The organism is Roseateles sp. P4_D2, assembly GCF_056401875.1.
This window is the reverse complement of the sequence record NZ_JBFUIM010000007.1, coordinates 328,315-354,541: the sequence shown is the minus strand read 5'-3', so window position 1 is coordinate 354,541 and position 26,227 is coordinate 328,315. Positions and strand designations below refer to the sequence as shown.

Sequence of the window (26,227 nt, the reverse complement as noted above, 5' to 3'; positions counted from 1 at the left end):
CAATCGCTTCCCAATGAACTGGCAGTTTCTCGACACCCTGCTCACGCGCCTGCGACCGCGCCGTGAAGCCTTGGCCCTGCTGCTCGACGTCGTTGTCGTTGCCATCGCCTGGCAGGCCACCTATCTGTTCCGCCTCGGTTTCGAGCGCTGGTTCTCGGCACGCCCCGACTACGACGGTTGGGTGCTGCTGGGGCTGCTGGCCATCTATGCGGCTGTGCTGTACCTGTTGCGCGTGCCCAAGGGCATGTGGCGCTTCTCCGGCTTCGGCGAGGTCCAGCGTCTGGCCTTGGCCTGCACGCTGGCGGGCCTGATCGGCACCGCGGCCGTGCTGATGGCCCATTTGCATGCTGTCCCTCGGGCCGTACTGGCCCTGCATCCGCTGTTCACGCTGATGCTGCTGGCCATGATGCGCATGGGCTACCGCATGCTCTACGAGCACATGCGCAGCCGCATCAGCGGCAGCGCCCAGGAGCAGCGGCGGGCGCTGGTGATGGGCGCCGGCGACGCGGGCCGCCTGCTGGTGGCGGGCATCCAGCACAGCCAGGGTTGGGTGGTCGTGGGCTTCCTGGACGATGATCCCGCCAAACTGGGCGGGCGCGTGGCTGGGTTGGCCGTGCTGGGCGACCTGAGCCACGCGCGGCGATTCGCCAGCGTGCATGGCGTAACCCACATCATCGTGGCCATGCCGGCAGCCTCCGTTGAGCAACGGCGCCGGGCCCTTGACGTCGCGGGTGCCACCGGTCTGCCGGTGTTGACCGTGCCCAGCAGCTCGGAGCTGATGGCTGGTCGTCGCGTCAATGAGGTGCGCGATATCGAGCCCGAGGACTTGCTGGGCCGCGAACCGGTGCAACTCGACGAGGGTGGCATCAGCGAGGCACTGAGTGGCAAGGTGGTATTGGTCACGGGCGCCGGCGGCAGCATCGGTAGTGAGCTCTGCCGGCAGATCGCGCGCTATCGGCCGCGCCAATTGGTGCTCTACGAGCTCAGCGAGTTCGCGCTTTATCAGATAGAGCAGGAGCTGAGCGAGCACTTTCCGCATCTGCCACTGCTGCGGCTGATCGGCGACGTGAAGGATCTGTTTCATTTGCGGGCCACGTTCGCCGCCCATCGGCCCCAAGTGGTCTTCCATGCAGCCGCCTATAAGCATGTGCCGTTGATGGAAGTGGGCAACGCCGCGGCCTGCCTGCGCAACAACGTAATGGGCACGTATCACGCCTGCCTGGCGTCAGCCGAATGTGGCACCGAGCGCTTTGTGCTGATCAGTACGGACAAGGCTGTCAATCCAACCAATGTGATGGGCGCCACCAAGCGCGCGGCCGAGCTGGTCATCAGCCACATGGCGGCCCAGGGCCACGCCACCCGCTTCATGGCCGTGCGTTTCGGCAATGTGCTGGGCTCCAGCGGCAGCGTGATTCCGAAATTCAAGGAGCAGATCGCCAGAGGCGGTCCGGTGACAGTGACGCATCCGGACATCACGCGCTATTTCATGACGATACCTGAGGCGGCGCGCCTGGTCGTTCAGGCTGCGGCGCTCGGCGAGGGAGGGCAGGTTTTTGTTCTCGACATGGGAGCGCCCGTGCGGATCGCGGACCTCGCAAAGGACCTGATCCGCATGTCGGGACATAGCGAGCGCGATATCCCTGTCTCATATGTCGGTCTGCGGCCGGGCGAGAAGCTTTATGAAGAACTGTTGTCCGAGTCCGACGCGACGATGCCGACTCCGGTCAAGCGGCTGTTGATTGCCAAGCTTGACGATGGCCCCCGGCATGCGGCGGTTCATGCATGGTTAAAAGGTGTCGCGCAAGGTGAAAATCCACCCTCCTCGGACGCGGAGGTGCGACGGTTTCTTTCGGTACTCCTTGGATCAGAGTACGTTGTCGAGCCGCGCGGCGTTGACGCGTCAATGGCGTGAAGCTTGCGTACAAAGTGTGTGACCCGTACGAAGTGTCTCTCACTGGCAACGAAAGTCGTAAGTCCATGAGGAGCCTTTCGCGCGACGCTACTACTATGAACTCCGCTGCTGTACGGCCTAAGCTGACCGGCTGCAGGCCGTGTGGTTCTCACGTGTTTTCCCGAAGCCGAGCTGTTTCATTGACAAACGCTTAAAAACGCGGTCTAGAATGCCGCGGCGTGTTTCTAAACGCGTGTGATTCGCGAATCATCGATCTCTTTCCATAACCCTTGTGGAGTTCACCGAATGAAAAAATTTGTGTTTAAGGCGACCGCTCTGGCGATCGGTGCGCTGGTTGGCGGCGGAGCGTTTGCCTCGGTCAACCTGGACACGGCCGTGACGACCGGTACGTTTGCCAAAGAGTTGAACTACAGCTCGGTGGCTCCCGGCGTCGCTATCGCTGCCGGCCAGACCATCACGACGAAGCTTGGCTTCGGTGTCAGTGGTGGTCAAGACCGCTACATTCGTGTTGACCTTGGCGGCGCCAAGCTTGCATCCGCTGCAGCAGGTGGCAACGTAGTCAACGGCACGCTTGCGTTTGCAAACAGCATCGTCGTTCAGGGCGGCGCAATTGGCGACGGTTACGTGATTTACCAGGTGACTGCAGCCGGCGCGGGCCATGCTCAAAGCGATGCTCTGACGATCACGTTGCCCTCGCTCAATGTGACTAACGGCAATGCTGCGAACGTCGTCGCGACGTATTCGTTGTACGAGACTGCCGTCGCTGCAGTCGCTAACGCCACCTCGACGTGGCTGTACAGGAATTTTGGCGACCTGTTGAAGTTCTCGACGGGTATCAAGTTCACGCTGACGACCAACAACACAACGGCGGCCGTTGAGCAGTCGTTCAAGAAATTTACCGCTGGCACCACGACCGGTGCGACCCCCGCGACCGCTGACCTCCTGACCGCTCGCATCGGTTCCTTCACCTACGGTGTCGTGACTGGTGTGTTGAACACGGCTGGCACACAAGTGCAGCTTGAGGATTTGGTGCAGGCAACTACCAAGGTCACGTTCGCTGGCGATTTCGGCGCTGCTGGCACGTTGGGTACGTCTACTGACGACTGCGCTACCGCTCCCACCGCCCTGACTCTCAATACTGGCAAGACTTCGGCATCGTTCACGTTGCCCGTGACTGGCCAGGCTGACACAACGCGTGCATTGTGCTACGTCGTGACCGGTAACACCGCGGTTCTGTCCCAGTCGGTGACTGCACTGCTGGACGTGACCGCTGCAACGGCTGCGACCACTGCCGACGTCGCTGCTGCCACGATCGGTACCATCGACCGCGACGGTACGGAACTGCAAGCGCCGTTGGCGTCGATTTACGGCCCGCTTACTAACGGTAACCGTGCCGTGTTGACGAGCCAGCACTCGGCCGATGCGACTGTGTTGGCTTCGGTAATCACCGAAAAAGATGTGGAGTGTGGCGCCGGTAAAACTGAATACTCGCTCTTGGCTGGCAAGCAGTTGTTCATCAACGCTTCGGAAGTCTGCCCGACGTTGAGCGCCGGCACGCGCTTCGCCCTGAAGTTCATCATCGCTGCCCCGAACAACAAGATTTCGGGCGTGTACAACTCGTACACCTACGATCCGACGACCGGCAAGGTGACTGACATGTCGTCCTACCCGCTGCTGCGTCCGGGTACGAACTGATCAATTGACATTGGTCAAGGGCGCCTTCGGGCGCCCTTTTTATTTGCCGGTGGCAATTCGTTGGAAATGCGCTCAACCTAAAATCCCTCGGCTTTAGTCGCCGCGGATTCTGAGATGTCAAGATTGTTCAAGCATGGGCGGAGCCGCAAGGCGGCCCCATCAGGGTTCACTTTGCTCGAGATGCTCGTCGTGCTCGTGATCATTGGCCTGCTAGCCGGGCTCGTCGGGCCTCGCCTGTTCAGCAAGGTCGATCAATCCAAGGTCACCGCGGCGATCACGCAGGCCAAGATGCTTCGAGGTGCCGTAGAGAGCCTGCGTCTGGACATCGGCCGCTACCCGCTGCCTGAAGAGGGGCTCGCCCTGTTGACAAAGCCCCCCCCGGAGCCGGCCTTGGCCAGCCGTTGGCGCGGGCCGTATCTGGACGGCGCGCTTCCCGAAGACCCCTGGGGCCAACCCTATCAATATGCTGTGCCCGGCGCTGACGGTCAGCCGTTTGCGTTGTTCTCCCTGGGAGCCGACAGCAAGCGCGGCGGCACGGGCGACGCGGCTGACGTGGGTGTTCTTCCGGCTGCTCAGTGAGCACTTGTCTCCACCCCAGCAAGGTGCGCATGTTTCGCGGCTTCACCCTGCTGGAGATGCTCGTCGTCCTTGTGCTGATCGCCCTGGCTGCTGGGCTCGTCGCACCATCGGGGGTGAGGTGGTTGGAGGCGGCGCGCCAGCGCGCCTGGCAGGACGATCTGCGCGCACAACTCTTGAATCTGCCTCTGCGGGCCTTTCATGAGGGGCGCGCCTTGAATCTGGACGCGTCGTCTGTGAGAGAGCTCGTACCGGATATTCCGACAGATGTGGTCATCGAGCTTTCAGCGCCGCTGCGCTACGGTCCGACGGGCGCTGCGAGCGCTGGGGAGATTCGGTTCGGCAAACGTGGCGCACCGCCGGTGGTGTGGCGCGTCATGGCCGTCACTGGCGACGTGCAGGGCTGAAACCGTCGGGTATGAATCCGCATGAACGCGGCTTCGGCCTGCTGGAGGCGATCATCGCGTTGGTCATCCTGGCCAGCGCCGGGCTGGCCTTGTTCGCCTGGATCGGCCAGAACCTGACCGACGTCAGGCGCATTGAAGATGCGCAGGCCCGCGCAGCTTTGCAGCTGACAACGGTGGGACTGGTCACCAATATCAATCCATTTGTCGAACCTAAAGGGGAGAGGCGCGTTGGCGCCGTGCTCGTGCGCTGGAGTTCGGAACTGATAGAGCCACTGCGCCACAGCCTGCCCTTTGGTGGAAGCCAGAGCCCGGTTTGGGAAGTGGGCCTGTACCGGCTGGACGTCGTGAGCACCGAGGAGTCGACCGGCACGCACGTGGAATTCAGCCTTGAGCAGCCTGGGCTGAATGCGCTGAACGTGCAGCCCAGGCGGCGCGGCGAGGAGCCGCCATGAGCGCCGGCCGTCACCAGCATGGATTGACGCTCCTGGAGACGCTGGTCACCCTGGTCATCGCCGCGATGGTGGCGACGCTGATGGCCGAGGGCCTGTTTCAGCTCGGGCAGTTGGAGCGGCGCCTCGGCACCGGTCAGTTGCAGCCACGGCTCGAGCGGCTGCACGTGCTATGGCTGCAGCAGTCCCTGGAAGGCTTGCGAGCCGGCGAGCCTGGCACTGCGGATGAAGTGCTGGGCGGCCCGCGCAAGGTTCAGGGCATCAGCAGTCTGCTGCCGATGGTCGAACCGGCTGGGCCTATGCCGGTGACGCTGTCGATGACCTATAGCCAATCCACGGACCAGACGGAACTCACGATGGACGTGGGCCCAGTTGAGAAGCGTGTGCAAACGGCCGTGCTGGCGCGCTGGAAAGGTAATGCAGGCCACTTTAGTTATTTGGACCAGAGCGGAGCGTGGCTGAGTGAATGGCCGCTCAAGGTGCCGAATGCTCAGCTGATACCCCGAGCCATTGCAGTTCATGGTGACGCTGAAGCAGTGCTCTTTGTCGCAGCTATGCAGGCGTCGCCGGAGCGGCTGGGCAAGCGGATCGAACTCTCCAAGCTCCCTTGATGAAGTCTTCAAGAGTCTCTCAACGTGAGGGCGGCTACGTCCTCATCTTCGTCATCGCCTCGCTGGCACTGGTGGCTTTCGTCGCCACGCGTTTCGCTTTGCGCGTGGACGCATTGCGACAGCAGGCAACCTCGATGCAGAACCTGGCACAGGGACGGCTGCTGGTAGAAAGCGCAAAGGCCCGGGCCCTGTTCTGGTTGAGCACGCGGCCCTTCGGCCTGGCGTCCTCTGGATTCGCCGATGAGCAGCCACTTGCGTTGGACAATCGGAGCTACGAAATGCGCAATGGCGCCTGGATCCGGGTGCAGGACGCTCGCGGGCTGCTGTCCTTGAACGTGCCGCAGCGCGAACGTTGGCTTGCCGCATTGATCGGCGCCGGGGCCTCCCTGGATCAGGCGAGCGCCATGATCGACATCCTGCTGGACTACACCGACACCGACTCCCTGAAGCGGCTCAACGGTGCCGAGGCGCCTGACTATGCGGCCGCCGGCCTGGCGCCGCCGCGCAACGACTGGATACTTTCCACCGATGAAACTGCGCTGATGCCAGTTTGGGCGGCAAATCCACAGTTGCGCCAGCGGATGGTTTCATGGACGAACGTTATGAGAAATGATTCGTTCAATCCAAATACAGCACCATTGGATTTGCTTCGAGCGCTTTGGCCCAAAGTATCCGCAGATCAATGGAATCTTTTCGACCGACTGAGAAGAACGGCTCCATTTGTCGATGCCACTGCTGCAATCGCAGCAACGGGCATCCCGTTTCCCACTGACGAAAGCGTGCACTTCCATGCCAGCAACGAGCTGCGTGTTCAGTTGTGGGCCCCCGGACTGCCGATGGCGGTCGAATACACTCTTTCGATTCTGCCGACGGGGGCCTACGCGCCCTGGCTGATCCAAGAAGTTCGCCCGTCGGATCGATTCGCCGCCCCTGATGCCCATCAAGCCGCCGCCAAGTTTCCTGACGCGAGCAAAGACCTCGCTCGACCCGCTCCGTCTGCCCCGCCTTCTTTGTGACCGGCTGGAACTCGGTGCGCAGGGCGCGCAGGCGCGAGGGCTAACTTTGATCTCGCGCGGAGTGATCCGTCACCGTGCATTCGACCTTTCCGAGCTGCCCGAGGCAGACCGGCTGGGCGCCTTGCGAGCCCAACTGGCTGCCTGGGAGCCGCTGCCGGATGCGCAGTATTTGATCAGTTGGCAGGGGGCGGTCGCGCAGGCGTTTGCCATCGAGAAGCATCGCCTTGACCAAGTTGCGGTGAAGAACCCAGCCTGGTTGCCTGAGACCCTGGCGCGAGAAGCGTACTCGCAAGGGGTGCGCATGGTGCAAGCGCTCGACGGATTCGAAGGCCAGGCCTGGAAGTCTGGGGTGCTGCGGGTCACCCGTTGGTGGGCGACTCGGCCTAGCGCTCAGGAATGGTCGCTATTCCTGCGGCAGGCTGGCTGGGCGGGCTCGGCGAGCACCGCCCCTGAGCTTGAATCGCCCAATTGGCAAAAACCTGGTCGCCTTCCGGTTTCTGCCGATCAGCTCGGGCAGGTCGGTCAGGGCAACGAGCGGGTGCTGGTCGGCGTCCTGGCCCTGGTATTGATCGGGTTCGGCGCCATGTCCGCGCGAGCGCTTTGGGACAGCTTCGAGGCACGCCGTCAGGCGCAGCTTGCGCTCGCGGAACTGAAAGTCGGGGTTGCACCGGTGCTGGCGGCGCGTGACAAGGCCCTGGCCTCGGCAGACCAGAGTGCAGCACTGATTTCGCTTTTGCAGGCGCCGCGACCCCTGGAGGTGCTCGAGGAGTTGCTGCGACTGCTACCGAGCACGGGCATCATCCGGGAAGCCGATATCCAGGGCATGGAAGTCCGTGTCGTGCTGGACCTGCCGGCCGATGTCTCGCGCAGCAAGGTCATCGCTGGACTGGAGGCGGGTGGCTGGTTCACTCAGGTCTCCGAAGCGCGAGATGGACAGCCTCGTGCTGGCCTTGACCTGCAGATGAAGCTGTCGTCCGTGTCGCCGCCTCAGCGCAGCAGTGCCGATGCCGGCTTGCAGCGCCTGAGCGGCGAAGGTGCGCCGCCTACACCGCCCGGCAGTGCAGGGACGAAGCTGTGAAAGTCGATACAGCCAAGAACCTGCAGGCCACGCTGGGTGAAGCCTGGCTCCAGGCTCGCCGGGAGTGGATGGGCAATGCGCGCCTGCGCTGGGGCGTGCGAATGATCCTCGCCACGCTCTGGATCTGGTTCTCGCTGCTGGCGCAAGACCAGGCGGCCGCATGGCGCGCGGAAGGCGACGAAGCCCAGGCCCAGATGCAGCGCCTGAGTTCGCTGCGATCGGAAACGGTCTGGCCGCAGCGTGCCGAGGATGCGCGCACGCAGCTCGAGAGCGCGCGGGCGCTGCTTTGGACCGCCGCCAGTCAGGGCCAGGCCGAGGCCACGCTGCAGGACCGATTGCGCGAAATGGCTGCAAAGGCGGGCCTGACGATTCGCGAGCTGAGCATCGTTGCCGGTGACACCAAGCCAACCAGCGATGGCGCACGCCCGTTGCGCGTACGGTTGATCGTGGACATGAGCGATCGCGTGGCACTGACGGGCTTCCTGTCCGAGGTCAGCCAGTCGCCCCAACTGATTATCGTTGACACACTGCGCCTGCGCCCTCAGGCTGCTCCACCTCGGGCCGAGATCGAAGTCCGCGTTCTGTATCGCGAGCAGGCGAAGGCTTCCTGAGATGATGACGTTACGCAACAAGCTGCTGCTGACCGTGGCCGTCGTGCTGCTCGGCTGGTTCGCTGGGGAGACGACAGCCTACAAGGCGCCGGCTCCCGTGCAGGCGCGCCGCGATGCCTGGCAACTGCCGGCGCTGCCGAAGGCTGATGGTTCGTCGACCCGGGCTGCCATCGTCGCGACCTCTGCGCAATGGGGTGCGGCGAAGGCGGCCAGCGCACCCGGTGCGCAGGAAGAAGCGCCGCGATGGCGCCTCGCGGGCATTTATGGCCAAGGCAAGGTGGGTGGCGTGCTGGTTTTGTATGAGGGTGATCGCAAGCCTGCCGAGCGTTTGAAGGTCGGCGAAAAGTTACCGAGCGGGCATGTCATTGAGTTGATCGATGGCAACCAAGTACACGTGCGTCTCGGAAAGAAACGCGAGACCTTTGGAGTTGAAAATCGTGAATGAATCCCTGAGAGCCAGGCCGGTACCGGCTTTCTGGAGGCGCACCTTCTTGACCTTGGTGGCAGCCCTGTCGGGTTGCGCGCCCCTGGCGCCCATCGTCCCGGCGCCCCTGGCAACGGCCAGCCCCGAAGCCGCCGCCTCCTCGCCCTTTGGATCTGCCGAGACCCCGACATCGAGCATGCGGGTCAATGATCTTCCGTCGCCCCCGGCAGTTGCTTCAAGCAACTATGCAGCCAAGCGCAGTGCCGCAGATGCCAAGGTCAGCACCGACATCGCAAGCCGACAAGGTGATGAGGTCGGAGCGATCAACCTGCAGCAGGTGCCGCTGCCGAACTTCGTGCAGATCGTCTATACCGAGATGCTCAAGCGCAACGTCAACATCGATCCGGCGGTAGTCGCCCGCAAGGATCTGGTGACGTTCCGTGCACCTGCTTCGCAAAGCGCGGCGCAGCTCGAGACGGCGATCAAGCTGCTTCTGAAGAGTTACCAGATCGCCGTTGTCGACGTGGGCGGCCTGGTGCGCGTGCTGCCGGACAACGCCCAGCTCGGCAATCTGCCCGAGATCCGCCGCGGTGACGCCCTTCCCGACACCCCGCTGCCGTTGCGGCCCGTCTACCAGCTCGTCGAAATGAGGTCGGTCAGGCAGAACGAGGTCGCCATGTGGCTCAAGACCCTGTTCGCCAATCGCGTGAACATCCAGGAGGACGTCGCCCGCAATGCGCTGCTGCTCAATGGCACGCCGGACAACATGCAGGCGGCGCTCGAGGCGATCCGCATGCTGGACCAGCCGCTGATGAGCGGGCGCCGCAGCATCGCCCTGACGCCGGCCTACCTGTCGGTCGACGATCTGGCCAAGCGCCTCGTCGAGGTGCTGACCGCGCAGGGCTACGCCGTGGCGCCGCTTGGTCCACAGCAGGGCATCCGCTATCCCGTTACGCTGCTTCCGGTCTCGGCAGTGAACTCGGTCTATGTCTTTGCGGTCAGCGACGAAGTGCTCAAGCACGTCGAGCAATGGGCGCGCACGCTGGACAAGCCCAGTGAGCGCGGCGTCGGCAAGAACTTCTTCACCTACCAGGTCCGGCACAAGGATGCCGGCGACCTGGCCAAGACGCTGGATCAACTGCTCAGCAGCAGCCGTGGGCGAGTCAGCGCGGCACCGGCTCAGAGTCAGAGCAGCACGGCCTCGTCGGGCAGCACCGCTGCGCCACGCTTGACATCGGTGGTGGTCGACCAGTCCAGCAACATGCTGATCTTCCAGGCCGAGCCCGAAGAATATTCGCAGATCAGCTCGCTGCTGCAGATGCTGGACCGTCCCGCCAAGGCCGCGCTGATCGAGGTTACTGTTGCGGAGTTGTCGACCATCGACAGCAGCCAGCTCGGCATCGAATGGCTGGCCAGTCATGACTATGGCAACGGCAAGATCGGCCGCTTCGGCACCCAGGGCGGCACCGGCATCGGCAACTCAGGCTTCAATTTCCGCCTGCTGGACTCCGCAGGCAGCGTGAAGGCAGCCCTGAACGCACTGGCCTCGACGAACCAGGCCACCATCCTTTCAAGCCCCCGTGTGCAGGCCCGCAATGGTGAGCAGGCGATCATCCAGGTGGGCCAGGAAGTGCCCATCATCACGAGCCAGCAGACCACGACGGGCACGATCACGACGCCGACTCAGACGGGCGTGCTGCAGACGGTCCAGTACCGCAGCACGGGTGTCATCCTGAAGGTCAAGCCCGTCATCCATTCCGGCGACCAGGTCGACATCGAGGTGGACCAAGAGGTCAGCGCCGCTGCTGCGACCAACACGGGCGTCAACACCTCGCCGACCTTCAGCACGCGCAAGCTGTCAACCAAGATGACCTTGCGCAATGGAGCCACCGTGATGATGGGCGGCCTGATCTCGAACGACACCAGCCAGGGCAGCGCGGGTATCCCGTTCCTCAAGGACATTCCGCTGATCGGTAACCTGTTCAGCACCCGTACCAGTGGCGGCAATCGCCGTGAGCTGGTGATCCTGATCACGCCCTACATCCTCAACGACAGCAGCGAAGCCGAGGCCATGACCGCGGCCTTCCGCAAGCAGCTGGGGGGGTGGGCCGACACGGCCACCAAGCCTGACGGGTCTGTAGCGCCCAACCGCCCCATTCTCGATCTGATCGCCAAGCCGCCGGCTGGGAAGGCGGGCCAGTGAGCTCGTCCAAGCTGATCGGCGAACTGCTGATCGAGCGCGGCACAGTCAAGGCGGCTGAAGTCGAGAACGCGCTGCTGGTGCAAGCCAGCAAGGGAGGGCGGGTCGGAGAAATCCTGGTCCGCCTGGGCGCCGTGTCCATGCAAGTGCTTTACGCCGCCTTGGCCGAGCAACTGGGCTACCCGCTGCTCCTTGCCAACGCGCTGGACGAAGACGCCATGCGAGCCGGCATGGCCAAGCTGGGTACGCCCGCGAGCTGGTGGCTGGATCGCCAAGTGCTGCTGTGGCGAGACGACGAAGGTCTGTGCGTGGCCAGCGCCGATCCGCTTGACGTGGACGTGGCAGAAGCGCTGGCTGGCGAGCCGCATGTGAATGCGCTGCGCTGGCATCTGCTGCTGCCGGCCGATGCCGAAATGTGGGCCCAGCGCCTGCGCGCATCGCCCCACAGTGTGGGTGCGGATGCACGAAGCCTGCGAGAGCTGGCCGAGGACGCGCCGGTCGTGGCCTTCGTCAACAACACGCTGGCCCAGGCACTTGAGGCGCGCGCTTCGGACATCCACATCGAGCCCGGTGAGCGCGAATGCACGCTGCGCTTTCGTGTGGACGGCGTGCTGCACACGCGCAGCAGCCTGGGCATGGATCGCTACCCGGCCATCGCTTCGCGGATCAAGCTGATCGGCGGCCTGGACATCGCCGAGAGGCGCCTGCCGCAGGACGGGCGCATTTCCACCCGCGTGGCCGGGCGCGAAGTCGATATCCGCATCTCCGCCATTCCGGCCGTGCATGGCGAGTCGCTGGTGCTGCGCCTGCTGCCCAAGGAACGCGGCGACATCGGCATGCATCGCATCGGCATGGAGTCTGACCACCGTGCGCTGTTCGAGCAGTGGCTGGGCTGGCCCAATGGCCTGGTGCTCGTGACCGGCCCGACCGGATCGGGCAAGAGCACCACGCTCTACAGCGCGCTCTCGCACATCAACGATGGCGTTCGCAAGCTGATCACTGTGGAGGATCCCGTCGAGCTGCGGCTGCCGGGCGTCGTCCAGATCCAGACGCAGGCCGATATCGGCTACACGTTCGCCAGGGCGCTGCGCTCCATCCTGCGGCACGATCCGGACGTCATCATGGTCGGCGAAATCCGCGACCGCGAGACCGCCGAGATCGCCATCCAGGCCGCGTTGACCGGCCACCTTGTGCTCGCCACGGTCCACACCAACGACGCCCTGTCCGCCGTGAACCGGCTCGTCGACATGGGCATCGAGCCCTATCTGGTCGCGGCAGCGCTGCGGGCAGTGATGGCGCAGCGCTTGATCCGCCGGCTCTGCAGCAATTGCGCCAAGCCTCACCCCGAGGCTGCGAGCCTGCAGCAACGTTGGCAGGTGCTGCGCGACCGATTGCCAGCGCTGCACGACGTGCCAGACGAGCCCGACTGGCTCGCCGCCGGTGGCTGCGACATCTGCGGCGGCACGGGCTACCGCGGTCGTGTCGGCATCTATGAACTGGTGACGGTCGGCGCGGCCATGCAGCACGAGATCGCACAGGGCGGCAGTTCGGAGCGCTTGCTTGCCATGGCCGATGCCGACGGGCGGCGCTCCATGGTGGATGACGGATTGATCAAGAGCGCGCGTGGCCTGTCCACCCTGGACGAAGTGCTGCGCGCCGCCAGCGAGCACGGCGGGTGATGGAGAGCTTCAGCTACCGCGCGCAAGACACCGCCGGCCACATGGTCAGCGGCCAGATCGAGGCGCGGGACTCGGCACAGGCGGCGCGCGACCTGCTGCGCCAGGGGCTCACGCCGCTGGCGCTGAAGGCCCTGGACGCACCGCCCGAGGCAGCAACGCCGCGCGCCGGCCGCGCGCCTAAACGCCTGACCCTGGCAGACAAGGTCGTGATGCTGCGCGAGCTGGCCACCTTGCTGGCCGCCGGCGTCTCGCTGGATGAGGCCCTGGTGTCGCTGGCGAGCGGCCACGTCGGCGGCGCCATGGGCGAAGTCATGACGCGAGCCTCCCGCACCGTGCGCGAGGGCGGCAGCCTGCACGACGCTTTGCAGTCCAGTGGCCTGGGCCTGGCCGAGCATCTGATGACGGTGGTGCGCGTGGGCGAGGCCAGCGGCGACCTGGCGACCGCGCTCAGCGATTGCGCCGAACAGTTGGACGTCTCCCGCCGCATGGGGCAGGAACTGCGCAACGCGATGGTCTATCCGAGCATCCTGGTGGTGGCGGGCCTGTTCGCGGTGCTGATCATCTTCATCGGTGTCATCCCCCGATTCGCGCCACTGCTGCGCGGCGCGCGCCGGCAGATGCCCGAGTTCTCGGTGTGGGTGATCGAGACGGCCGTGTACATGAAGGCCCATGTGCTGGCGCTCGGCCTGGGCGTGGGCATCGTGGCAGCTTTGCTGGTCACCTTGTTCGCACGGGCCAGCTTCAGGCGGGCGCTGCTCGAATGGGCCGCCGCGGCGCCGGTGCTGGGACCCTGGCTGCGGGACGCCGAAGTGGGGCGGTGGGCGCTGTTGATGGGCACCATGCTGCGCAACCGGGTGCCATTGCTTGACGCACTGAAGCTGTCGCGGGGTGCGCTGCAACTGCGCGAATTTTCACTGGTGATCGCTTCCGCGACCCGCGAGCTCGAACATGGGCGAACGCTGTATGACAGCTTGCGCCATTCGGCCTGGATTCCTGCGGCGCGGCTGAACCTGATCAAGGTGGGCGAGCGCGCCGGCAGCCTGGACGCGATGCTGACCTCGCTGGGCAGCATGCAGTCCGAGGCGGCCCGGGAACGTCAGAAGCGTGCCATGGCCTTGATCGAGCCGATTGCCATCCTGCTCATTGGCGGCGTGATCGGCGTGCTGATGGTCGCCGTGATGATGGCGATCACGTCAATGAACGCCGGCGCCGCCTGAGCGCGGCGGCACGGGCGCCGGTTGCTGCGCGAAGAAGTGGGCCACGTCCTGCGGTGAGCGAACGCTGCCGTCCTGCAGCGCAAGGACGAGGTTGCGCGTCGCCAGCGCGCTGACCGGTGGCTGGTGCTGTACAGGCGGCGTGGGACCGCTGAACCAGACGATCAGTGGTACGCGCTGGTCGGACGACTTGCCGGCGCTCCCGCTTCCCGGACCGCGCTGCTGCTCGTACATGGCCGACCACAGCTCGCGCTCCCGAAGCCAGTGGTCGGACGTCAGCACGAGCGTCGCCTCGTCGCCCTGGGCTGTGAGCCGCTGGCGCACTTCTTCGATCATCTCGGCGGTCAACGCCAGATTGGCCTGGTAGTCCTGGCGCAGGTCACGCGGCGCGCGGTGCGCCGCGGCGCTGGGCGGATGAGGCACGTTGATGTGGATCCAGACCATCGCGTTGGCGCGGTCTTCCACAGCCTGCAGGGCTTCCTCGTGCAGGCGGGTATAGGTCGCATGCCACTGCTGCAGGAACACCGAGTAGGGGAAGTCGAACTGCCCGCTGCGCTTGAACACCCGCTCGAGCTGGGCCTTCCACCCCTGGAAGAACTGGACGGGTTCGGCATGGCAGGTGCGTGCCGTCGTGACCAGCGCGCAGTAGTCGTGGTAGTAGCCAATGACCGCGTGGCTGATGTGGCGGGCCTGCAGGTCGCTGAAGAGCTGCGGGGTTTCGGGGCTCCAGACTTCGCCGCTCTTGCTGCGCAGCGACGCCTTGCCGCCGAGCTCGACTTCACCGAAGGGCCGGCCGAACAGCATGCCTGGAATGGACTCCAGCGTGTTCGGCCCCGCGGGCAGGGCGTTCTGGGCAAAGAAGGATTGCTTGAGCAGACCCTGCATTGCCTCTCGCTTGAAGAGTCCTTCGCGCTCTGAGATCTCCATGTCCCATTCATCGAACACGATCACGATGGTGCGCCGCGGGGCGGGAGCTGCCTGCGCCGCGGGCGCATGGTCACGCGCTTGAGGCGAGAAGGTGCCCAGCAGATAGCCCGTCATGCCTGGCTGCAGCGCGAACAGCGTCAGCATGGCCAGGCAGGCCGCGTTGCCCAGCCGCGCAGCCGACTCTGGGCGCGTGCGCCAAGCGATCAGGGCCGCAGCGATGGCGCAGCCGACCATGGCGCCGGCCTTGGCCCAACCAGGCAAGGGCAGGGAGGTGGCCAGCGATTGGCGAAAGACCTGGAACAGCGCCACGAAGACCAGCGTCAGCAGCAATGCGCGCGCCATTCGGGCGGTGGCATGCAAGGCGCGATCCGGCCTATCCAGCCAGCCGCCGAGCGCGCCGAAGAGCGCCACCGCCACCAGCAGCAGATGGCCTTCCCGCAGGAAGCTGGCCGGCTGAAACGACAGATACAGCGAGTAGGTGTAGCGCAGGATCACGTCGCCCACGCCGATCGCGCCGAGGCTGATGAAGCTCAGCAAGGCATAGCGCAGCGCCTGACGCGCGGCAGGCCCGAGCTGCGCCTTGCCCAAGCTCATGGCGCGTGCGCGCCGCGGCGGCGCAGGCGCAACAGCGTGCGATGTTCCGAGATCTGCTGCTGGTCCTGCAGCTCGAACCACGGTTCGGCGCAGCCCAGCACGAAGGCCAGATCCCAATGCTGGTACAGACCCATGTTTGGCCCTGCGAGCTCGACGAAGCGCGGGTCTTCTCGAGGCACAAATTCCAGCAGCAGCGTGTCACGGCAGCAGTCGGCCAGCACTTCGAAGAGCTGCGCCGTCGGCAGGCGCTCCGTCACGGTCAGGTGGTGGATCACGGCCAGAGCCAGCACCAGATCGAAGCGGCCAGCAAAACGCTGCGGCAAGCCCAGCGTTTCCGCGAGGCGCCAACCCGTTGCGGGCGTGGGTCGCGCAAAGTTGGCGTGCAGGCACTGGATAGGCAGGTTCAGTTGGCGCGCCTGGCGGTGCAGGTCGTGCAAGGCGTTGACGTCATCGTCCAAGGCCAGCACCTGGGCGCCGGCGCGCGCCGCGATCAGCGAGAACTCGCCGCTGTTGGCGCCGATGTCCAGCACGCGTGCATAGCGGCCTTCGCCCACCAGTTGCTCGATGGCCTTGCGCTTGGCCGTCAGCTCGATTGCCAGGTAGTGATCGCGGTTGCCCGTGTATTCGCTCCAGGTGCTGAGGCCTCTGCCGTGGGACTCCAGGCGGTCGACGAAGCGCCCGAGGTTGCCCAGCAGCCAGGGAGTGCCGTCAGCGCCGCTCGCCTTGCTTGCGCCCGACGCCTTCTGGTCACGGCGAATGCGGCGTCTCTCCAGCCGTGCGGGCAGTCGCACATGCAGCCACATCGCCAGCCCCAAATGGGCGTACCAAGGGATGAACGGCGCGATCTCGGCGGCGCGCAGGCCGTCGCGGTGAGCCAGGAAGACGTCTCGCGGCGTGCGGCCCAGCTCGGCCACGGCCAGCAGGGGCAGCACGAAATGACGCACGAACTGGCCGTAGGCCAGCCATCCCGGCGGATCGGCCGGTTGACGACGCTGCAGCGAAAGCAGGTCGCAAAAGACGGGTTTGCAGCCTTCGAACAGCACGTTGCTGGTGGCCGCGTCCTTGAGGGTCCAGCCCGCGGCCCAGGCGCGCCGCTGGATGTCCAGCGTCAGGCGCGCGGCGTCCGCCAGCATGGCCGGCGTCCATTCGAAGGCGTAGGTGGGCATCTCGACGCGGCGATGCCGCAGCAACAGGCTGCCATCCGGTTGGGGATGTTGTTCCTCGACCCCGATCAGCAGGCCGTCCCGGACCAGCTCGGTAAACAGTGCGCTGGTCAGCAGCTCGGTGGTAGGCGTGGCGGCATGCGCTTGAACTCTTCGCCAGACCTGCTGCCCGTCATCCTCGACATTGCCGTCGGGATCCCGGAAGCTCACACGCATCAGGAGCGGTCCCGATTCCAACGCCGCTTGAGGGCGCGCCAGATCTCGCGAGGATTGCGGATGTAGTAGACGAGTCCGACAGCCGCCGCAATCAGGCCCTGGATGATGAGGTGGGCCGAGCCCCCGTCGATATAGGCATAGGCCGGTGCCATGCTTGCTAGCAGTAGCAGCACAACCAGAAGCACTTGGCGGCAGAAATACATGGCGGGATCGGGGGAGTTGCCCGGGCCTGGAGCAGGGCACTCATGTTATCAGGCGACGCCCGCCGAGCCGGCTGGCACCGACCCGCCACCTACAATCGCGCGCCCTGAGGCCCGCCTTGAGAATCGTCCGACATTCCCTGCTGAACCTGATCGGACTGGGTGCCCCGCTCCTGGTGGCGTTGTTTGCGATTCCCGTCCTGCTGGCGGGGCTGGGCACGGCGCGTTTTGGGTTGCTGACGCTGATCTGGGCTCTGGTCAGCTATTTCGGCCTGTTCGATCTCGGCTTGGCGCGTGCGCTGACGCTGCGCCTGGCCGTCGTGCTGGAGAAGGGCGAGGACGCGCTGGTGGGGCCGCTGTGCGGCACGGCGCTGATCCTGATGGGCGGCGTCGGCCTGGCGGCCGGATTGGCGCTCTACCTGTTGGCGCCCTGGCTCGTGGGCAGCCTGCACGATTTGCCCGACATCGGCGAGGCGCAGTCCAGCCTGCGATGGATGGCCTTGGCCCTGCCTCTGGTGATCCTGACGGCCGGATTGCGCGGCATGCTGGAGGCCCGCGGCGCTTTCGGCCTTGTCAATGGCATTCGATTGCCCATGGGTGTCTGGACCTTTGCCGCTCCCGTCGTTGCTCTGTACGTGTGCGGCCCTGACCTGACAGCGATTGCCGCCGTGCTCACGATCGGGCGGTTGCTGGGCGCCGTGGCCCACGGCGCCGCCGCCTGGCAGGCGTTGCCTCAACTGCGGGGTCGAATCGCATGGCGGCGCGATCTGCTGGGCTCGCTGTGGCGCTCCAGCCAATGGCTGCTGGTCAGCAACCTGCTGGGCCCCCTGATGGGCTATGCGGACCGCTTCATCGTCGGCCTGTTCGTGCCGGTTGCGACCCTGGCCTACTACGCCACGCCGCAGGAGCTGGTGATGAAGCTCTGGATCCTGCCAGGCGCACTGACGGCGGTGCTTTTCCCGGCGCTGGCGGCGCAGATCGCGCAGCGGGAGCACGACGCCGCGCGCCTGTGCAGGCAGGCAGTGCTCGGCTTGAGTCTGGTCCTGCTGCCCATCACCTTGGGTCTGGCCACCTTTGCCGGCCCGTTGCTGTCGATCTGGCTTGGTGCCGCGTTTGCGACCGAGGCCCAGGGCTGCCTGCTGATCTTCTCGCTCGGCATGTTCGTGACCGGGTTGGCCCAACTGCCCTACACCGCCTTGCAAAGCGCCGGGCAGGCCGCGACGACGGCCAAGCTTCATCTCCTCGAACTGCCTTTGTTCCTCGTGGCGCTGGCCTGGGCTGCGTCTCATCTGGGCATTGAGGCCGCGGCCTGGGTCTGGCTGGCGCGCGTGGTGCTCGATGCCGTGTTGCTGGTCGTGGCGGCGCAGCGCCTGCCATTGCACGGAGGCGGGCGGCTGTTCGACAGGCGGGCGCTCGCCCTGCTGATGCTGACCCCCTTCGGTTTCGTGGGGCTGCTGCTACCCAACTCGGCGTTGCGGATATCTGCCTGGCTGCTGGTGAGCGTGCTTTGCGTGATCGGCGCTGTGCATGCCCTGCGGCAGCGATCTAAGACAATGCCCAGCCTTGATCCGCTCTGACGACCCCATGCCGCCGCTTTTGTCTGTTGTGATACCCACGCACAATCGTGCCCGCTACGCAATGCATGCGATCGAGTCGGTGCTCAGCCAGGGCGACGAGAGACTGGAACTGGTGGTCAGCGACACCAGCACCGACGGCGAACTGGCGCGCTGGGTGGCGGAACACCCGCTCGGCCGTGACCCGCGCCTGAACTATTTCAGGCCTGCGCAGAAGCTGGACATGACCGGCAACCACAACGCCGCCGTCGCAGCCAGCAAGGGCGAATACCTGTGCCTGATCGGGGATGACGACACCATTTCCGGTGCGCTGCTTGATGCGACGCAGTGGGCGCATCAAAAGCGCGTCGACCTGATCGCTCCCAATGTGGTGGCCAACTATGTCTGGCCGGACTTCCGCTCACGCCATTTCGGCGCCAGCCACGCCTCCAGGCTGTATTTCGCCAAGCAGATGGGCGGTGGCAAGGTTTGCCTGGCTTCCGAGGCGCTGGCCCTGGCTTTGCGCGAAGCCGCGCAGGGCACGGACGGCCTGCCCAAGATCTATCACGGCGTCGTTCGCCGCACGCTGATGGAACGCATTCGCGAGCGTTCAGGGCAGTACTTCCATGGTTCGAGCCCCGACGTCTCCGGCGCCGTGGGCCTGGCGGCCTGTGCCGATCGATTCCTGGTCGTTGACTTCCCCTTGTCCATCCCGGGCGCCTCCGGTGGCAGCAATACCGGGCGCAGTGCGATGAACACCCACAAGGGCCAACTCAGCGCCGAGTCGCAGACCAGCAGCTTTGTCGCCTCGGGCTGGAGCCCGGGGGTGCCCAAGTTCTTTTCGGTGGAAACCGTCTGGGCGCACGCCGCGCTCGAAACCTTGAAGCACCTGGCACCCTCGACCCTGACCGAGTTCAACTTCGTGCGATTGCTGGGCACGTGCAGCATGCGTCACCCGGAGTTCAAATCGGAGATCGCGCAGGCGACGTCAGAAGCTGCCGAAATGCTGGGCACGCCGTTGCCGGGTTTGCAGGCCGCGGTCGCTCGCGAGCGAAGGACGCTGAGACAGGCGCGCATCCGCTATGTCCTGGCTCGGGCCATGCGCCCGACGGCCGCCGGTGGGCGCCCGTTCGTCGATGGCCTCGCGACCGTGGCCGAGGCCCCACCCCGCCTGGCTGCCCGCCTCGTCGAGATGAAGCTCGACTGGGAAACGGCTGTGCGCGGTCTGGTGGTTTGAAGGCATCCTGCTCATGACGCATTCCCCCAAGCGACTCCTGGTTCTCGGCGCCAATGGCATGCTGGGCAACGCCGTGCTGCGCTGGTTCTCGCAAGACCCGTCCTATGCCGTCGTCGGCGCTGTGCGGCGCGTCGAAACGGTCGAGGGCCTGAGGGCGCGCGCGCCGTCCGCATCGTTCATTGCTTGCGAAGATGCCGGCGACCTGTCCGCGATGCGGCGGCTGTTGGCCGAAGCGCGTCCGGACGTCATCATCAACTGCATCGGCATCGTCAAGCAGTTGGCCGGCGCCGATGCGCCCGCGCTGACGATTCCGATCAACGCATTGCTTCCTCATCGCCTCACCCGGCTCGCGCAGGATCACGGCGCACGACTCGTCCACATCAGCACGGACTGCGTGTTCTCGGGCGCCGCCGGCAACTACGCCGAGTCGGACGTCCCGGACGCCGCCGACCTCTACGGTCGCAGCAAGCTCATGGGCGAGGTGGATTATGAGAACGCCGTCACGCTGCGGACGTCCATCATTGGCCATGAGCTCCACACCTCGCATGCGCTGCTGGGGTGGTTTCTGGCCCAGTCCGGTACGGTGTCTGGCTTCAGCAACGCCATCTTCTCGGCGCTGCCGACGGTCGAACTCGCCCGCGTCATCCAGGAGTTCGTGCTGCCCAACCCGGAGCTGCGCGGTATCTACCATGTGGCCGGGCCGGCCATCAGCAAGTACGAGCTGCTGCAGATGGTGGCTCGCGTCTACGACCGCGGCAACACGATCAACGCCGAACCGCTTCCCGTCCTGGACAGGTCCTTGAACGCCGGTCGTTTCGAGGCCGCCACCGGCTACCGCTCGCCCGACTGGCACGAGATGGTGACCCGAATGCACATGTTCGGCTGACGGCCAGATGCTGCAGTCCCTGCAGGCTGGCCGGGCCATTGCGGCACTGATGGTGCTGTGCTTTCACCTCGGCCTGGCCATCCAGCACTACTTCGGCGTGAGCGCGTTCCTGGCGCCGTTCGGGCATGCCGGCGTCGAGTTCTTCTTCGTGCTGAGCGGCTTCATCATCACCTCGGCGCATCGCAGCGACGTCCATCGGCCGCGGCAGATCGGGCGATTTCTCTGGAAGCGCTTCGCCAGGATCTACCCGATCTACTGGATCGTTTTTCTGGCGGCTTATGCCGGTGCCCATGGCATCGTCAAACTGACGCCGGTTGAACTCGTGCGGGCCCTGCTGCTGGTGCCGGCGGAATCAGCGCCGGTCATTTCGGTAGCCTGGTCGCTGCAGTGGGAGGTGGTGTTCTACGGGCTGTTCGCGGCGCTGATTCTTCATCCGGCCTTGGGCGTGGCCGCGCTCGCCGCGGCGCTGTTGTGCTGGCCTGACGGCACCGTCTATCTGGCACTCTTTCTGGCCGGTGCGCTGTGCGCCGTCCTCGATCAGCGTCGGCTGGCCCTGCCTGGGCGGATGGTGGCGCTGCTGGGTGCGGCGGTATTCGTGGGCGCCTGTGTGTACGACGTCACCACGGGCCTGAAGCCCACGCTCTGGCTCGGCATCGGCGCGGCGATTCTGGTGCTGGGCCTCGTCAGCGCGGAGCGCGCCGGCCACGTGTTCGGCCGACACCGCGCGCTGCAACTTCTGGGCGACGCTTCCTACTGCATCTACCTGGTTCACTACCCCTTCATCAGCGCGGCATGCAAGGCCGCCATGTGGGTTGGCCTTCGCGGCCAAACCTGGGGTTGGGTGCTCTACCCCGTGATGCTGTCGGGCGCCGTGCTGGCGGGGGTCTGGCTGCACCTAGGGGTCGAGAAACCCTTGCTGGGCAGGTTGAACAAGGCGGGCACTAGCGATGCACTGACGCCGCCTGCGTGAGCAGCGTGCGCATCGCGGCAATGTCGGCCTCGGCATTGAGCCTGGCTGCGCCGTAGCCTTGAGCGCGCTGGCGCTGCGCAAGCCGTTCACCAGCAGGCAGGGCGGCAAACGCGTCCACGGCTTGTGCGAATTGCGAGACCTGCAGCGGCAGATCGGCGCCAACACCGGCCGCAGCAAGATGTCGCCATGGGGTTTGATCGCTGATCAGCAGGGAGCAGCCCGCCAGCAGCGCCTCGTGGATCACATAGCCGTTGTTCTCTGCCCGGGTCGGAAACAGGAACAACTCGTAGTCCGCCAACGTGGCGACGACCTGTTCGGGGTCGACCGGGCCGAGATAGCGGGTGTGCACCCAGTCGGGCAGGCGCGTCGTCGCCTCGCGACAGGCGTCCCAATAGGCTTCATTGCCGATAGGCCCGACGATGTCCAGGGACACGGGCGCCGTGACCTTGGCCAGCGCTTCCAGCGCGAACAACAGGTTCTTCTTGGTCTCGATGCGCGAGAGAAAAACGACCTTCAAGGGCGCTGATTCGTCAGCACAGAGTGGTGTCGGCAATGCCTGCGCCCGCGGCGGGAGGTCGGCGACGAGGTGGACAGCAGCGAAGCCGAAGTCGCGCAGTCCTTGCCGCTCTGTCTCGCTGGTGGCATGGAACTGCAGCCCTCGGAACATGCCCAGCCCTCGCAGCAGCCGCAGGTAGAGCAGCTTCTTTGCTCGGCGCTGCATCAGCGCGCCACTCATGAGCTCGCCTCGGGGCGCAAGAAGCACGGGCAGGTCGAGCCGGCGCAGCCGCCGCAGCAGCAGCGGCAGGGCCGTGAATACCGGCGACAGGAAGCTGTTCAGGTAGACCAGATCCCACGGCTGGCTCAGCAGCTTTTGCATCGACCTGAGGCCGGCAAGGCCGCGCGGCAGATGGTGCAACGCGACGCCGGCTTTTTTCTGTGCCTCAAGGCAGGCCGCGGCGGAATAGGGCTCGGCGGTGTGCAGGTCGTGCGCGCTGGCGGCAACGACGAAGTCGAAGTCGTCCTTCAGGTGCGCGACGAGGCTCACCACCGCCGTCACCGAACCGCCCCCCTTGCTGCCGGGCAGGAAGTGAGGGTTGAGCACCAGGACGCGCGGTCTGCTCATCGCTGTTTGCGAAAGCCCTGGCTCGCCTCCTGCAGCCATTGTTCGAGCTGGCCAATCAGCGTGTCGCGGTGGAACTGGGAGCGGCAATACGCCCGCGCCTTCAAGCCCATGGCGAGACGCTCCTGCTCGGACATGCTGGCCAGCAGGCTCACCTGATGGGCCAGTGCGGCGCTGTCGCTGGCAGGGCAGGTCAGCCCAGCGCCTGCTTCCTCCACCACCTTGGCGCCCTCGCCATCGAGCATCGCCAGCAGCGGCTTGCCGGCCGACAGGTAGGCGGAGACCTTGCCAGGAATGGTCATGGCGAAGATGGGCTCGGCCTTGAGCGACACGAGCAGCGCATCGGCACCCTTGAAGAACGAGGGCATGCGCTCAAGCGGATGCCGGCCGAGCATGAAGACGGTGTCGCCCAGCTGGCGCCTTGCGATCTCGTCCCGCACCCACTCGGCCGCACGGCCGTCGCCAACGACCAGCCAGTGGACATCCCTGCGCTCCCGCATCGTCTCGGCGGCCGCGAGGATGGCCGGGAAATCCTGCGCGTCGCCGATATTGCCGGCGAACATGACCTTGAATGCGCCGCGGTGCGGCGCCAGTTCGGTGGCGGTCTCCACTTCGGCCAGGTCACGGTCGAAGGCTTCCTCCGCCCACTGGGGGAAGTAGCGCGTCTTCTCAGGTGCGCGCGACCAACGCTCGATGGGTGCGAAGAAGGAGCGCGACTGGCCCAGGATCAGGTCACAGCGCTTGTAGATGAAGGCGACCAGCCCACCCACCCAGTCCAGCATCCGCGGCGAGCGCACCATGCCGACGGCCGACAAGGTGTCGGGCCACAGGTCCAGCACCCACAGCAGCAGGGGTGCCCGCTTGATGCGGCGCAGCAGCACGGCCGGCAGGGCCGAGGTGATGGGCGAGGTCTCGAAGCAGAAGATGGCGTCGAAGTGACGCCCACGCAACCTCCACGGCCCCAGCAGGCAGCCCCAGAAGACGAAGCTCCAGTAATTCAGCAACAGGCGGATCGAGCCCTTGCCGCGGGGCCGCAGGGGCAGGCGAATGACTTCGGCGCCGTGGTACTCGGCAAACGCCGCCGGGTCCGCCGCGTAATCGTCGAAGACCTGGCCGCCGGGGTAGTTGGGCCGGCCGGTCAGCACGGTCACTTCATGGCCGCGTGCACGCAGCTCGGAGACGATTTCGTTGACGCGAAAGGCTTCGGGCCAGAAGTACTGGCTGACGACGAGAACGCGCATCCTCAGTCGTACTGGCGCCAGACCACGCGCTTCACATAGTCGGTGTAGCTGTGAATGATGCGCACGACCTTGGCGGAGACGTTGGGCATGCTGTAGTCGGCCACCAGGCGCAGGCTGCGCTGTTCGCCGCGAGCCTGGGATGCCAGCACGGCCAGGCCCTGGCGTACTCGCTCCACCGACAGCCCGGTCATCATGACGGCGCCTTCCTCCATGCCTTCGGGGCGCTCGTGGGCCTCGCGCAGGTTCAGCGCGGGGAAGTTGAGGATCGACGACTCCTCGTTGATCGTGCCGCTGTCGGACAGCACGGCCATGGCCGAGGATTGCAGCCGCACGTAGTCAAGGAAGCCCAGCGGCTTCATCAACCGCACGCCGGCGTGGAACTTGACGCCCTCTGCATCGATGCGCTTTTGCGTCCGCGGGTGGGTGGACACGATGACGGGCAGGCCATGGTCCTCGGCGACCGCGTTCAAGATGCCGACGAGCTTGCCGAAGGTGCGCGGCGATTCGATGTTCTCTTCGCGGTGGGCGCTGACGACGAAATAGCGCTGCTCATCGAGGCTGAGGCGGCTCAGCACGTCCGACGCTGCGATGCCGTCGCGGTAGTGGTTCAGCACCTCGAACATCGGGCTGCCGGTCTTGATGATCTGGTCGGGCGGCAGGCCCTCGCGCAGCAGGTAGTCGCGGGCGATCGTGCTGTAGGTGAGGTTGATGTCGGCCGTGTGGTCGACGATGCGGCGGTTGGTTTCCTCGGGCACGCGCATGTCGAAGCAGCGGTTGCCGGCTTCCATGTGGAAGATCGGGATCTTGCGGCGCTTGGCCGCAATGACTGCCAGGCAGGAGTTGGTGTCGCCTAGCACCAGCATGGCCTCGGGTTGCTCGGCCTCCAGCACCGTGTCGATGCCCCCGATGATGTTGCCGATGGTCTGCGCCGCGCCGCCCTGGGCCGCGTTCAGGAAGTGTGCGGGCTTGCGCACGCCGAGGTCGTCGAAGAAGACCTGGTTGAGCTCGTAGTCGTAGTTCTGGCCCGTGTGGACGAGGATGTGGTCGCAGTGTTCGTCCAGCGCGGCCATGACGCGCGACAGCCGGATGATCTCGGGGCGCGTGCCAACGACGGTCAGCACCTTGAGCTTCTTCATGGCTTGACTTTCATGGCGGTCGTGTCGGGGCGCGCGCGGTCGAAGATCTCGTTGGCCCAGAGCATGACGATGAGCTCGTCCTCACCGATGTTGGTGATGTTGTGGGTCCAGCCGGGGATGGTCTCGACGATCTGCGCCTCGCCACCACGCGTGACGAGTTCATGCGTCTCGCCGCTGTCGATATGGCGGAAGCCGAAATGCGCCGTGCCCTTGATGACGAGGAATTTCTCGGTCTTGGTGTGGTGGTAATGCTCGCCGCGCGTGATGCCGGGGCCGGCCGTGAAATAGCTGAACTGCCCGCAGTCCGGCGTCTTCAGCATCTCGACAAAGACACCACGCGGGTCGGCGTGGCGAGCCACCTGGTAGGCGAAGGCCTCGCTGGGCAGGTAGCTGACGTAGGTGGCGTATAGCGCCCGCGTCAGACCGGTGCCCACGCGGTCGATCAGCAGGCCCTCGCGCGTGGCGCGAAAGCCGTTCAGGGTCTGGGCCAGCTCGCCGACGGTCGTCTCGTACGTCGGCTCGACATCGACGAAGCCGGCGGCCGGCGGCGTGGCTCCCAACAGTGCCAGCATCTGGTCGATGACGTCGTCGATGTAGACCAGGCGCAGCGGCGCGGCCGGGTCGTTGATCGTGACGGTGAGGCCGCGCGCGATGTTGTGGCAGAAGGTCGCGACGACCGAGTTGTAGTTGGGCCGGCACCATTTGCCGAACACGTTGGTCAGCCGGAAGATGTAGACCGGCACGCGGCATTGGCGCTGGTAGTGCAGCAGCGCGTCTTCGGCGGCACGCTTGCTGCGGCCATAGACGTTGTCGAGCGAGGCCTGCGTAGACGACGCGAAGGCGATCGGTGGCGAGTCGGGCAGGCTGCCCAGGATGGCGATCAGGCGCAGGCTGAAGTCTGCATTGCCGTCATCGAACTCGGCCGGGTCCTGCGGCCGGTTCACGCCGGCCAGGTGATAGACAAAGTCCAGGCCGCTCAGCTGCTCGATGAGCTCGGCGTCGCCCGCCCGATGGGAAATCAGACGCACGTCGGCATGGCCGGCCTCGCGCAGCCGCCATTGCAGGTTTCGGCCGACGAAGCCCGACGCACCGGTGATGCCGATCTTCACGAC

Annotated in this window: 24 protein-coding genes; 17 read left to right on the top strand and 7 right to left on the bottom strand. The window is 65.5% G+C overall.

Translation table 11 applies throughout. The features are described from left to right. Positions 1 to 13: 13 nt before the first annotated feature. The 13 genes from AC1DW0_RS15320 (at position 14) to AC1DW0_RS15260 (ending at position 13,875) form a co-directional block, all read left to right on the top strand. Positions 14 to 1,912: a polysaccharide biosynthesis protein gene (locus tag AC1DW0_RS15320; protein WP_457355715.1), complete on the top strand. Its 1,899-nt coding sequence runs from the start codon at positions 14 to 16 to the stop codon at positions 1,910 to 1,912. Between the two features lie 285 nt (positions 1,913 to 2,197). Beyond that, the gene (locus AC1DW0_RS15315; protein WP_457355713.1) at positions 2,198 to 3,607 is read left to right on the top strand and encodes a hypothetical protein; all 1,410 of its coding nucleotides are present in this window, start codon (positions 2,198 to 2,200) and stop codon (positions 3,605 to 3,607) included. Between the two features lie 114 nt (positions 3,608 to 3,721). Beyond that, positions 3,722 to 4,186 carry a type II secretion system major pseudopilin GspG gene (gene gspG, locus AC1DW0_RS15310; protein WP_457355711.1) on the top strand — a complete coding sequence of 155 codons (465 nt, stop codon included), beginning with the start codon at positions 3,722 to 3,724 and terminating at the stop codon, positions 4,184 to 4,186. Positions 4,187 to 4,215: 29 nt separating this feature from the next. After that, entirely contained in the window at positions 4,216 to 4,590 is a 375-nt protein-coding gene (locus AC1DW0_RS15305; protein ID WP_477946718.1) for a prepilin-type N-terminal cleavage/methylation domain-containing protein, read from the top strand. An 11-nt stretch (positions 4,591 to 4,601) separates the two neighbouring features. Then, entirely contained in the window at positions 4,602 to 5,042 is a 441-nt protein-coding gene (locus AC1DW0_RS15300; protein WP_477946716.1) for a type II secretion system protein, read from the top strand. Further along, entirely contained in the window at positions 5,039 to 5,650 is a 612-nt protein-coding gene (locus tag AC1DW0_RS15295; protein ID WP_477946714.1) for a prepilin-type N-terminal cleavage/methylation domain-containing protein, read from the top strand. The genes AC1DW0_RS15300 and AC1DW0_RS15295 overlap by 4 nt, the downstream gene beginning before the upstream one ends. Continuing rightward, positions 5,650 to 6,666: a type II secretion system minor pseudopilin gene (locus tag AC1DW0_RS15290; protein WP_477946712.1), complete on the top strand. Its 1,017-nt coding sequence runs from the start codon at positions 5,650 to 5,652 to the stop codon at positions 6,664 to 6,666. The genes AC1DW0_RS15295 and AC1DW0_RS15290 overlap by 1 nt, the downstream gene beginning before the upstream one ends. Then, positions 6,584 to 7,744, top strand: coding sequence for a hypothetical protein (locus AC1DW0_RS15285; RefSeq protein WP_477946710.1), 1,161 nt, complete (start codon positions 6,584 to 6,586; stop codon positions 7,742 to 7,744). Before AC1DW0_RS15290 ends, AC1DW0_RS15285 begins: the two co-directional genes overlap by 83 nt. 101 nt (positions 7,745 to 7,845) lie before the next feature. Beyond that, complete coding sequence (locus AC1DW0_RS15280; RefSeq protein WP_457355703.1) at positions 7,846 to 8,355, top strand: GspMb/PilO family protein; 510 nt, start codon at positions 7,846 to 7,848, stop codon at positions 8,353 to 8,355. Position 8,356: 1 nt separating this feature from the next. Next, positions 8,357 to 8,800, top strand: coding sequence for a hypothetical protein (locus tag AC1DW0_RS15275; RefSeq protein ID WP_056204367.1), 444 nt, complete (start codon positions 8,357 to 8,359; stop codon positions 8,798 to 8,800). Positions 8,801 to 8,975: 175 nt separating this feature from the next. Next, a complete protein-coding gene (locus AC1DW0_RS15270; RefSeq protein ID WP_056204364.1) occupies positions 8,976 to 10,982 on the top strand; it encodes a secretin N-terminal domain-containing protein in 2,007 nt (668 codons plus the stop codon). Next, positions 10,979 to 12,658, top strand: coding sequence for a GspE/PulE family protein (locus AC1DW0_RS15265; protein WP_477946707.1), 1,680 nt, complete (start codon positions 10,979 to 10,981; stop codon positions 12,656 to 12,658). The genes AC1DW0_RS15270 and AC1DW0_RS15265 overlap by 4 nt, the downstream gene beginning before the upstream one ends. Further along, positions 12,658 to 13,875, top strand: a complete 1,218-nt coding sequence (locus tag AC1DW0_RS15260; protein ID WP_477946705.1) for a type II secretion system F family protein — start codon at positions 12,658 to 12,660, stop codon at positions 13,873 to 13,875. Before AC1DW0_RS15265 ends, AC1DW0_RS15260 begins: the two co-directional genes overlap by 1 nt. On the opposite strand, the gene AC1DW0_RS15255 is transcribed toward AC1DW0_RS15260, so the two are convergent. From AC1DW0_RS15255 to AC1DW0_RS15245, 3 genes are read right to left on the bottom strand one after another with little or no spacing between them, the layout of a single operon-like run. Next, complete coding sequence (locus tag AC1DW0_RS15255; RefSeq protein WP_477946703.1) at positions 13,852 to 15,393, bottom strand: sulfatase-like hydrolase/transferase; 1,542 nt, start codon at positions 15,391 to 15,393, stop codon at positions 13,852 to 13,854. The genes AC1DW0_RS15260 and AC1DW0_RS15255 overlap by 24 nt on opposite strands. After that, entirely contained in the window at positions 15,390 to 16,772 is a 1,383-nt protein-coding gene (locus AC1DW0_RS15250; RefSeq protein ID WP_457393359.1) for a class I SAM-dependent methyltransferase, read from the bottom strand. The genes AC1DW0_RS15255 and AC1DW0_RS15250 overlap by 4 nt, the downstream gene beginning before the upstream one ends. Further along, positions 16,772 to 16,924, bottom strand: a complete 153-nt coding sequence (locus AC1DW0_RS15245) for a hypothetical protein (RefSeq protein ID WP_157282128.1) — start codon at positions 16,922 to 16,924, stop codon at positions 16,772 to 16,774. The genes AC1DW0_RS15250 and AC1DW0_RS15245 overlap by 1 nt, the downstream gene beginning before the upstream one ends. A gap of 167 nt (positions 16,925 to 17,091) precedes the next feature. Here AC1DW0_RS15245 and AC1DW0_RS15240 point away from each other — a divergent pair, with 167 nt between their 5' ends. The 4 genes from AC1DW0_RS15240 to AC1DW0_RS15225 are packed head-to-tail and all read left to right on the top strand — an operon-like array spanning position 17,092 to position 21,618. Further along, positions 17,092 to 18,549 (top strand): oligosaccharide flippase family protein, encoded by a 1,458-nt coding sequence (locus AC1DW0_RS15240; protein WP_477946700.1) that lies wholly within the window; start codon positions 17,092 to 17,094, stop codon positions 18,547 to 18,549. Further along, positions 18,500 to 19,762 (top strand): glycosyltransferase family 2 protein, encoded by a 1,263-nt coding sequence (locus AC1DW0_RS15235; protein ID WP_477946698.1) that lies wholly within the window; start codon positions 18,500 to 18,502, stop codon positions 19,760 to 19,762. Before AC1DW0_RS15240 ends, AC1DW0_RS15235 begins: the two co-directional genes overlap by 50 nt. 13 nt (positions 19,763 to 19,775) lie before the next feature. Beyond that, on the top strand, positions 19,776 to 20,648 hold the full coding sequence (locus tag AC1DW0_RS15230; protein WP_056204344.1) for a dTDP-4-dehydrorhamnose reductase family protein: 873 nt from the start codon (positions 19,776 to 19,778) through the stop codon (positions 20,646 to 20,648). 7 nt (positions 20,649 to 20,655) lie between these two features. Continuing rightward, positions 20,656 to 21,618, top strand: coding sequence for an acyltransferase family protein (locus AC1DW0_RS15225; protein WP_477946695.1), 963 nt, complete (start codon positions 20,656 to 20,658; stop codon positions 21,616 to 21,618). Here the strand turns inward: AC1DW0_RS15225 and AC1DW0_RS15220 are convergent. From AC1DW0_RS15220 to wbjC, 4 genes are read right to left on the bottom strand one after another with little or no spacing between them, the layout of a single operon-like run. After that, a complete protein-coding gene (locus tag AC1DW0_RS15220; protein WP_457393750.1) occupies positions 21,590 to 22,741 on the bottom strand; it encodes a glycosyltransferase family 4 protein in 1,152 nt (383 codons plus the stop codon). The genes AC1DW0_RS15225 and AC1DW0_RS15220 overlap by 29 nt on opposite strands. Next, complete coding sequence (locus AC1DW0_RS15215; protein ID WP_457393748.1) at positions 22,738 to 23,979, bottom strand: glycosyltransferase family 4 protein; 1,242 nt, start codon at positions 23,977 to 23,979, stop codon at positions 22,738 to 22,740. Before AC1DW0_RS15215 ends, AC1DW0_RS15220 begins: the two co-directional genes overlap by 4 nt. Positions 23,980 to 23,981: 2 nt before the next feature. Further along, positions 23,982 to 25,115, bottom strand: coding sequence for a non-hydrolyzing UDP-N-acetylglucosamine 2-epimerase (gene wecB, locus AC1DW0_RS15210; RefSeq protein WP_056204334.1), 1,134 nt, complete (start codon positions 25,113 to 25,115; stop codon positions 23,982 to 23,984). After that, positions 25,112 to 26,224 carry a UDP-2-acetamido-2,6-beta-L-arabino-hexul-4-ose reductase gene (wbjC, locus tag AC1DW0_RS15205; protein WP_457355677.1) on the bottom strand — a complete coding sequence of 371 codons (1,113 nt, stop codon included), beginning with the start codon at positions 26,222 to 26,224 and terminating at the stop codon, positions 25,112 to 25,114. The genes wecB and wbjC overlap by 4 nt, the downstream gene beginning before the upstream one ends. Positions 26,225 to 26,227 lie beyond the last annotated feature (3 nt).

Excerpts from the sequence above, each read along its gene's own strand:
- AC1DW0_RS15320 (WP_457355715.1), top strand. The coding sequence starts at position 14 with ATGAACTGGCAGTTTCTCGACACCCTGCTCACGCGCCTGCGACCGCGC.
- AC1DW0_RS15315 (WP_457355713.1), top strand. The coding sequence starts at position 2,198 with ATGAAAAAATTTGTGTTTAAGGCGACCGCTCTGGCGATCGGTGCGCTG.
- gspG (WP_457355711.1), top strand. The coding sequence starts at position 3,722 with ATGTCAAGATTGTTCAAGCATGGGCGGAGCCGCAAGGCGGCCCCATCA.
- AC1DW0_RS15305 (WP_477946718.1), top strand. The coding sequence starts at position 4,216 with ATGTTTCGCGGCTTCACCCTGCTGGAGATGCTCGTCGTCCTTGTGCTG.
- AC1DW0_RS15300 (WP_477946716.1), top strand. The coding sequence starts at position 4,602 with ATGAATCCGCATGAACGCGGCTTCGGCCTGCTGGAGGCGATCATCGCG.
- AC1DW0_RS15295 (WP_477946714.1), top strand. The coding sequence starts at position 5,039 with ATGAGCGCCGGCCGTCACCAGCATGGATTGACGCTCCTGGAGACGCTG.
- AC1DW0_RS15290 (WP_477946712.1), top strand. The coding sequence starts at position 5,650 with ATGAAGTCTTCAAGAGTCTCTCAACGTGAGGGCGGCTACGTCCTCATC.
- AC1DW0_RS15285 (WP_477946710.1), top strand. The coding sequence starts at position 6,584 with ATGCCCATCAAGCCGCCGCCAAGTTTCCTGACGCGAGCAAAGACCTCG.
- AC1DW0_RS15280 (WP_457355703.1), top strand. The coding sequence starts at position 7,846 with ATGATCCTCGCCACGCTCTGGATCTGGTTCTCGCTGCTGGCGCAAGAC.
- AC1DW0_RS15275 (WP_056204367.1), top strand. The coding sequence starts at position 8,357 with ATGATGACGTTACGCAACAAGCTGCTGCTGACCGTGGCCGTCGTGCTG.
- AC1DW0_RS15270 (WP_056204364.1), top strand. The coding sequence starts at position 8,976 with ATGCGGGTCAATGATCTTCCGTCGCCCCCGGCAGTTGCTTCAAGCAAC.
- AC1DW0_RS15260 (WP_477946705.1), top strand. The coding sequence starts at position 12,658 with ATGGAGAGCTTCAGCTACCGCGCGCAAGACACCGCCGGCCACATGGTC.
- AC1DW0_RS15255 (WP_477946703.1), bottom strand. The coding sequence starts at position 15,393 with ATGAGCTTGGGCAAGGCGCAGCTCGGGCCTGCCGCGCGTCAGGCGCTG.
- AC1DW0_RS15250 (WP_457393359.1), bottom strand. The coding sequence starts at position 16,772 with ATGCGTGTGAGCTTCCGGGATCCCGACGGCAATGTCGAGGATGACGGG.
- AC1DW0_RS15245 (WP_157282128.1), bottom strand. The coding sequence starts at position 16,924 with ATGGCACCGGCCTATGCCTATATCGACGGGGGCTCGGCCCACCTCATC.
- AC1DW0_RS15235 (WP_477946698.1), top strand. The coding sequence starts at position 18,500 with ATGCCCTGCGGCAGCGATCTAAGACAATGCCCAGCCTTGATCCGCTCT.
- AC1DW0_RS15230 (WP_056204344.1), top strand. The coding sequence starts at position 19,776 with ATGACGCATTCCCCCAAGCGACTCCTGGTTCTCGGCGCCAATGGCATG.
- AC1DW0_RS15225 (WP_477946695.1), top strand. The coding sequence starts at position 20,656 with ATGCTGCAGTCCCTGCAGGCTGGCCGGGCCATTGCGGCACTGATGGTG.
- AC1DW0_RS15220 (WP_457393750.1), bottom strand. The coding sequence starts at position 22,741 with ATGAGCAGACCGCGCGTCCTGGTGCTCAACCCTCACTTCCTGCCCGGC.
- AC1DW0_RS15215 (WP_457393748.1), bottom strand. The coding sequence starts at position 23,979 with ATGCGCGTTCTCGTCGTCAGCCAGTACTTCTGGCCCGAAGCCTTTCGC.
- wecB (WP_056204334.1), bottom strand. The coding sequence starts at position 25,115 with ATGAAGAAGCTCAAGGTGCTGACCGTCGTTGGCACGCGCCCCGAGATC.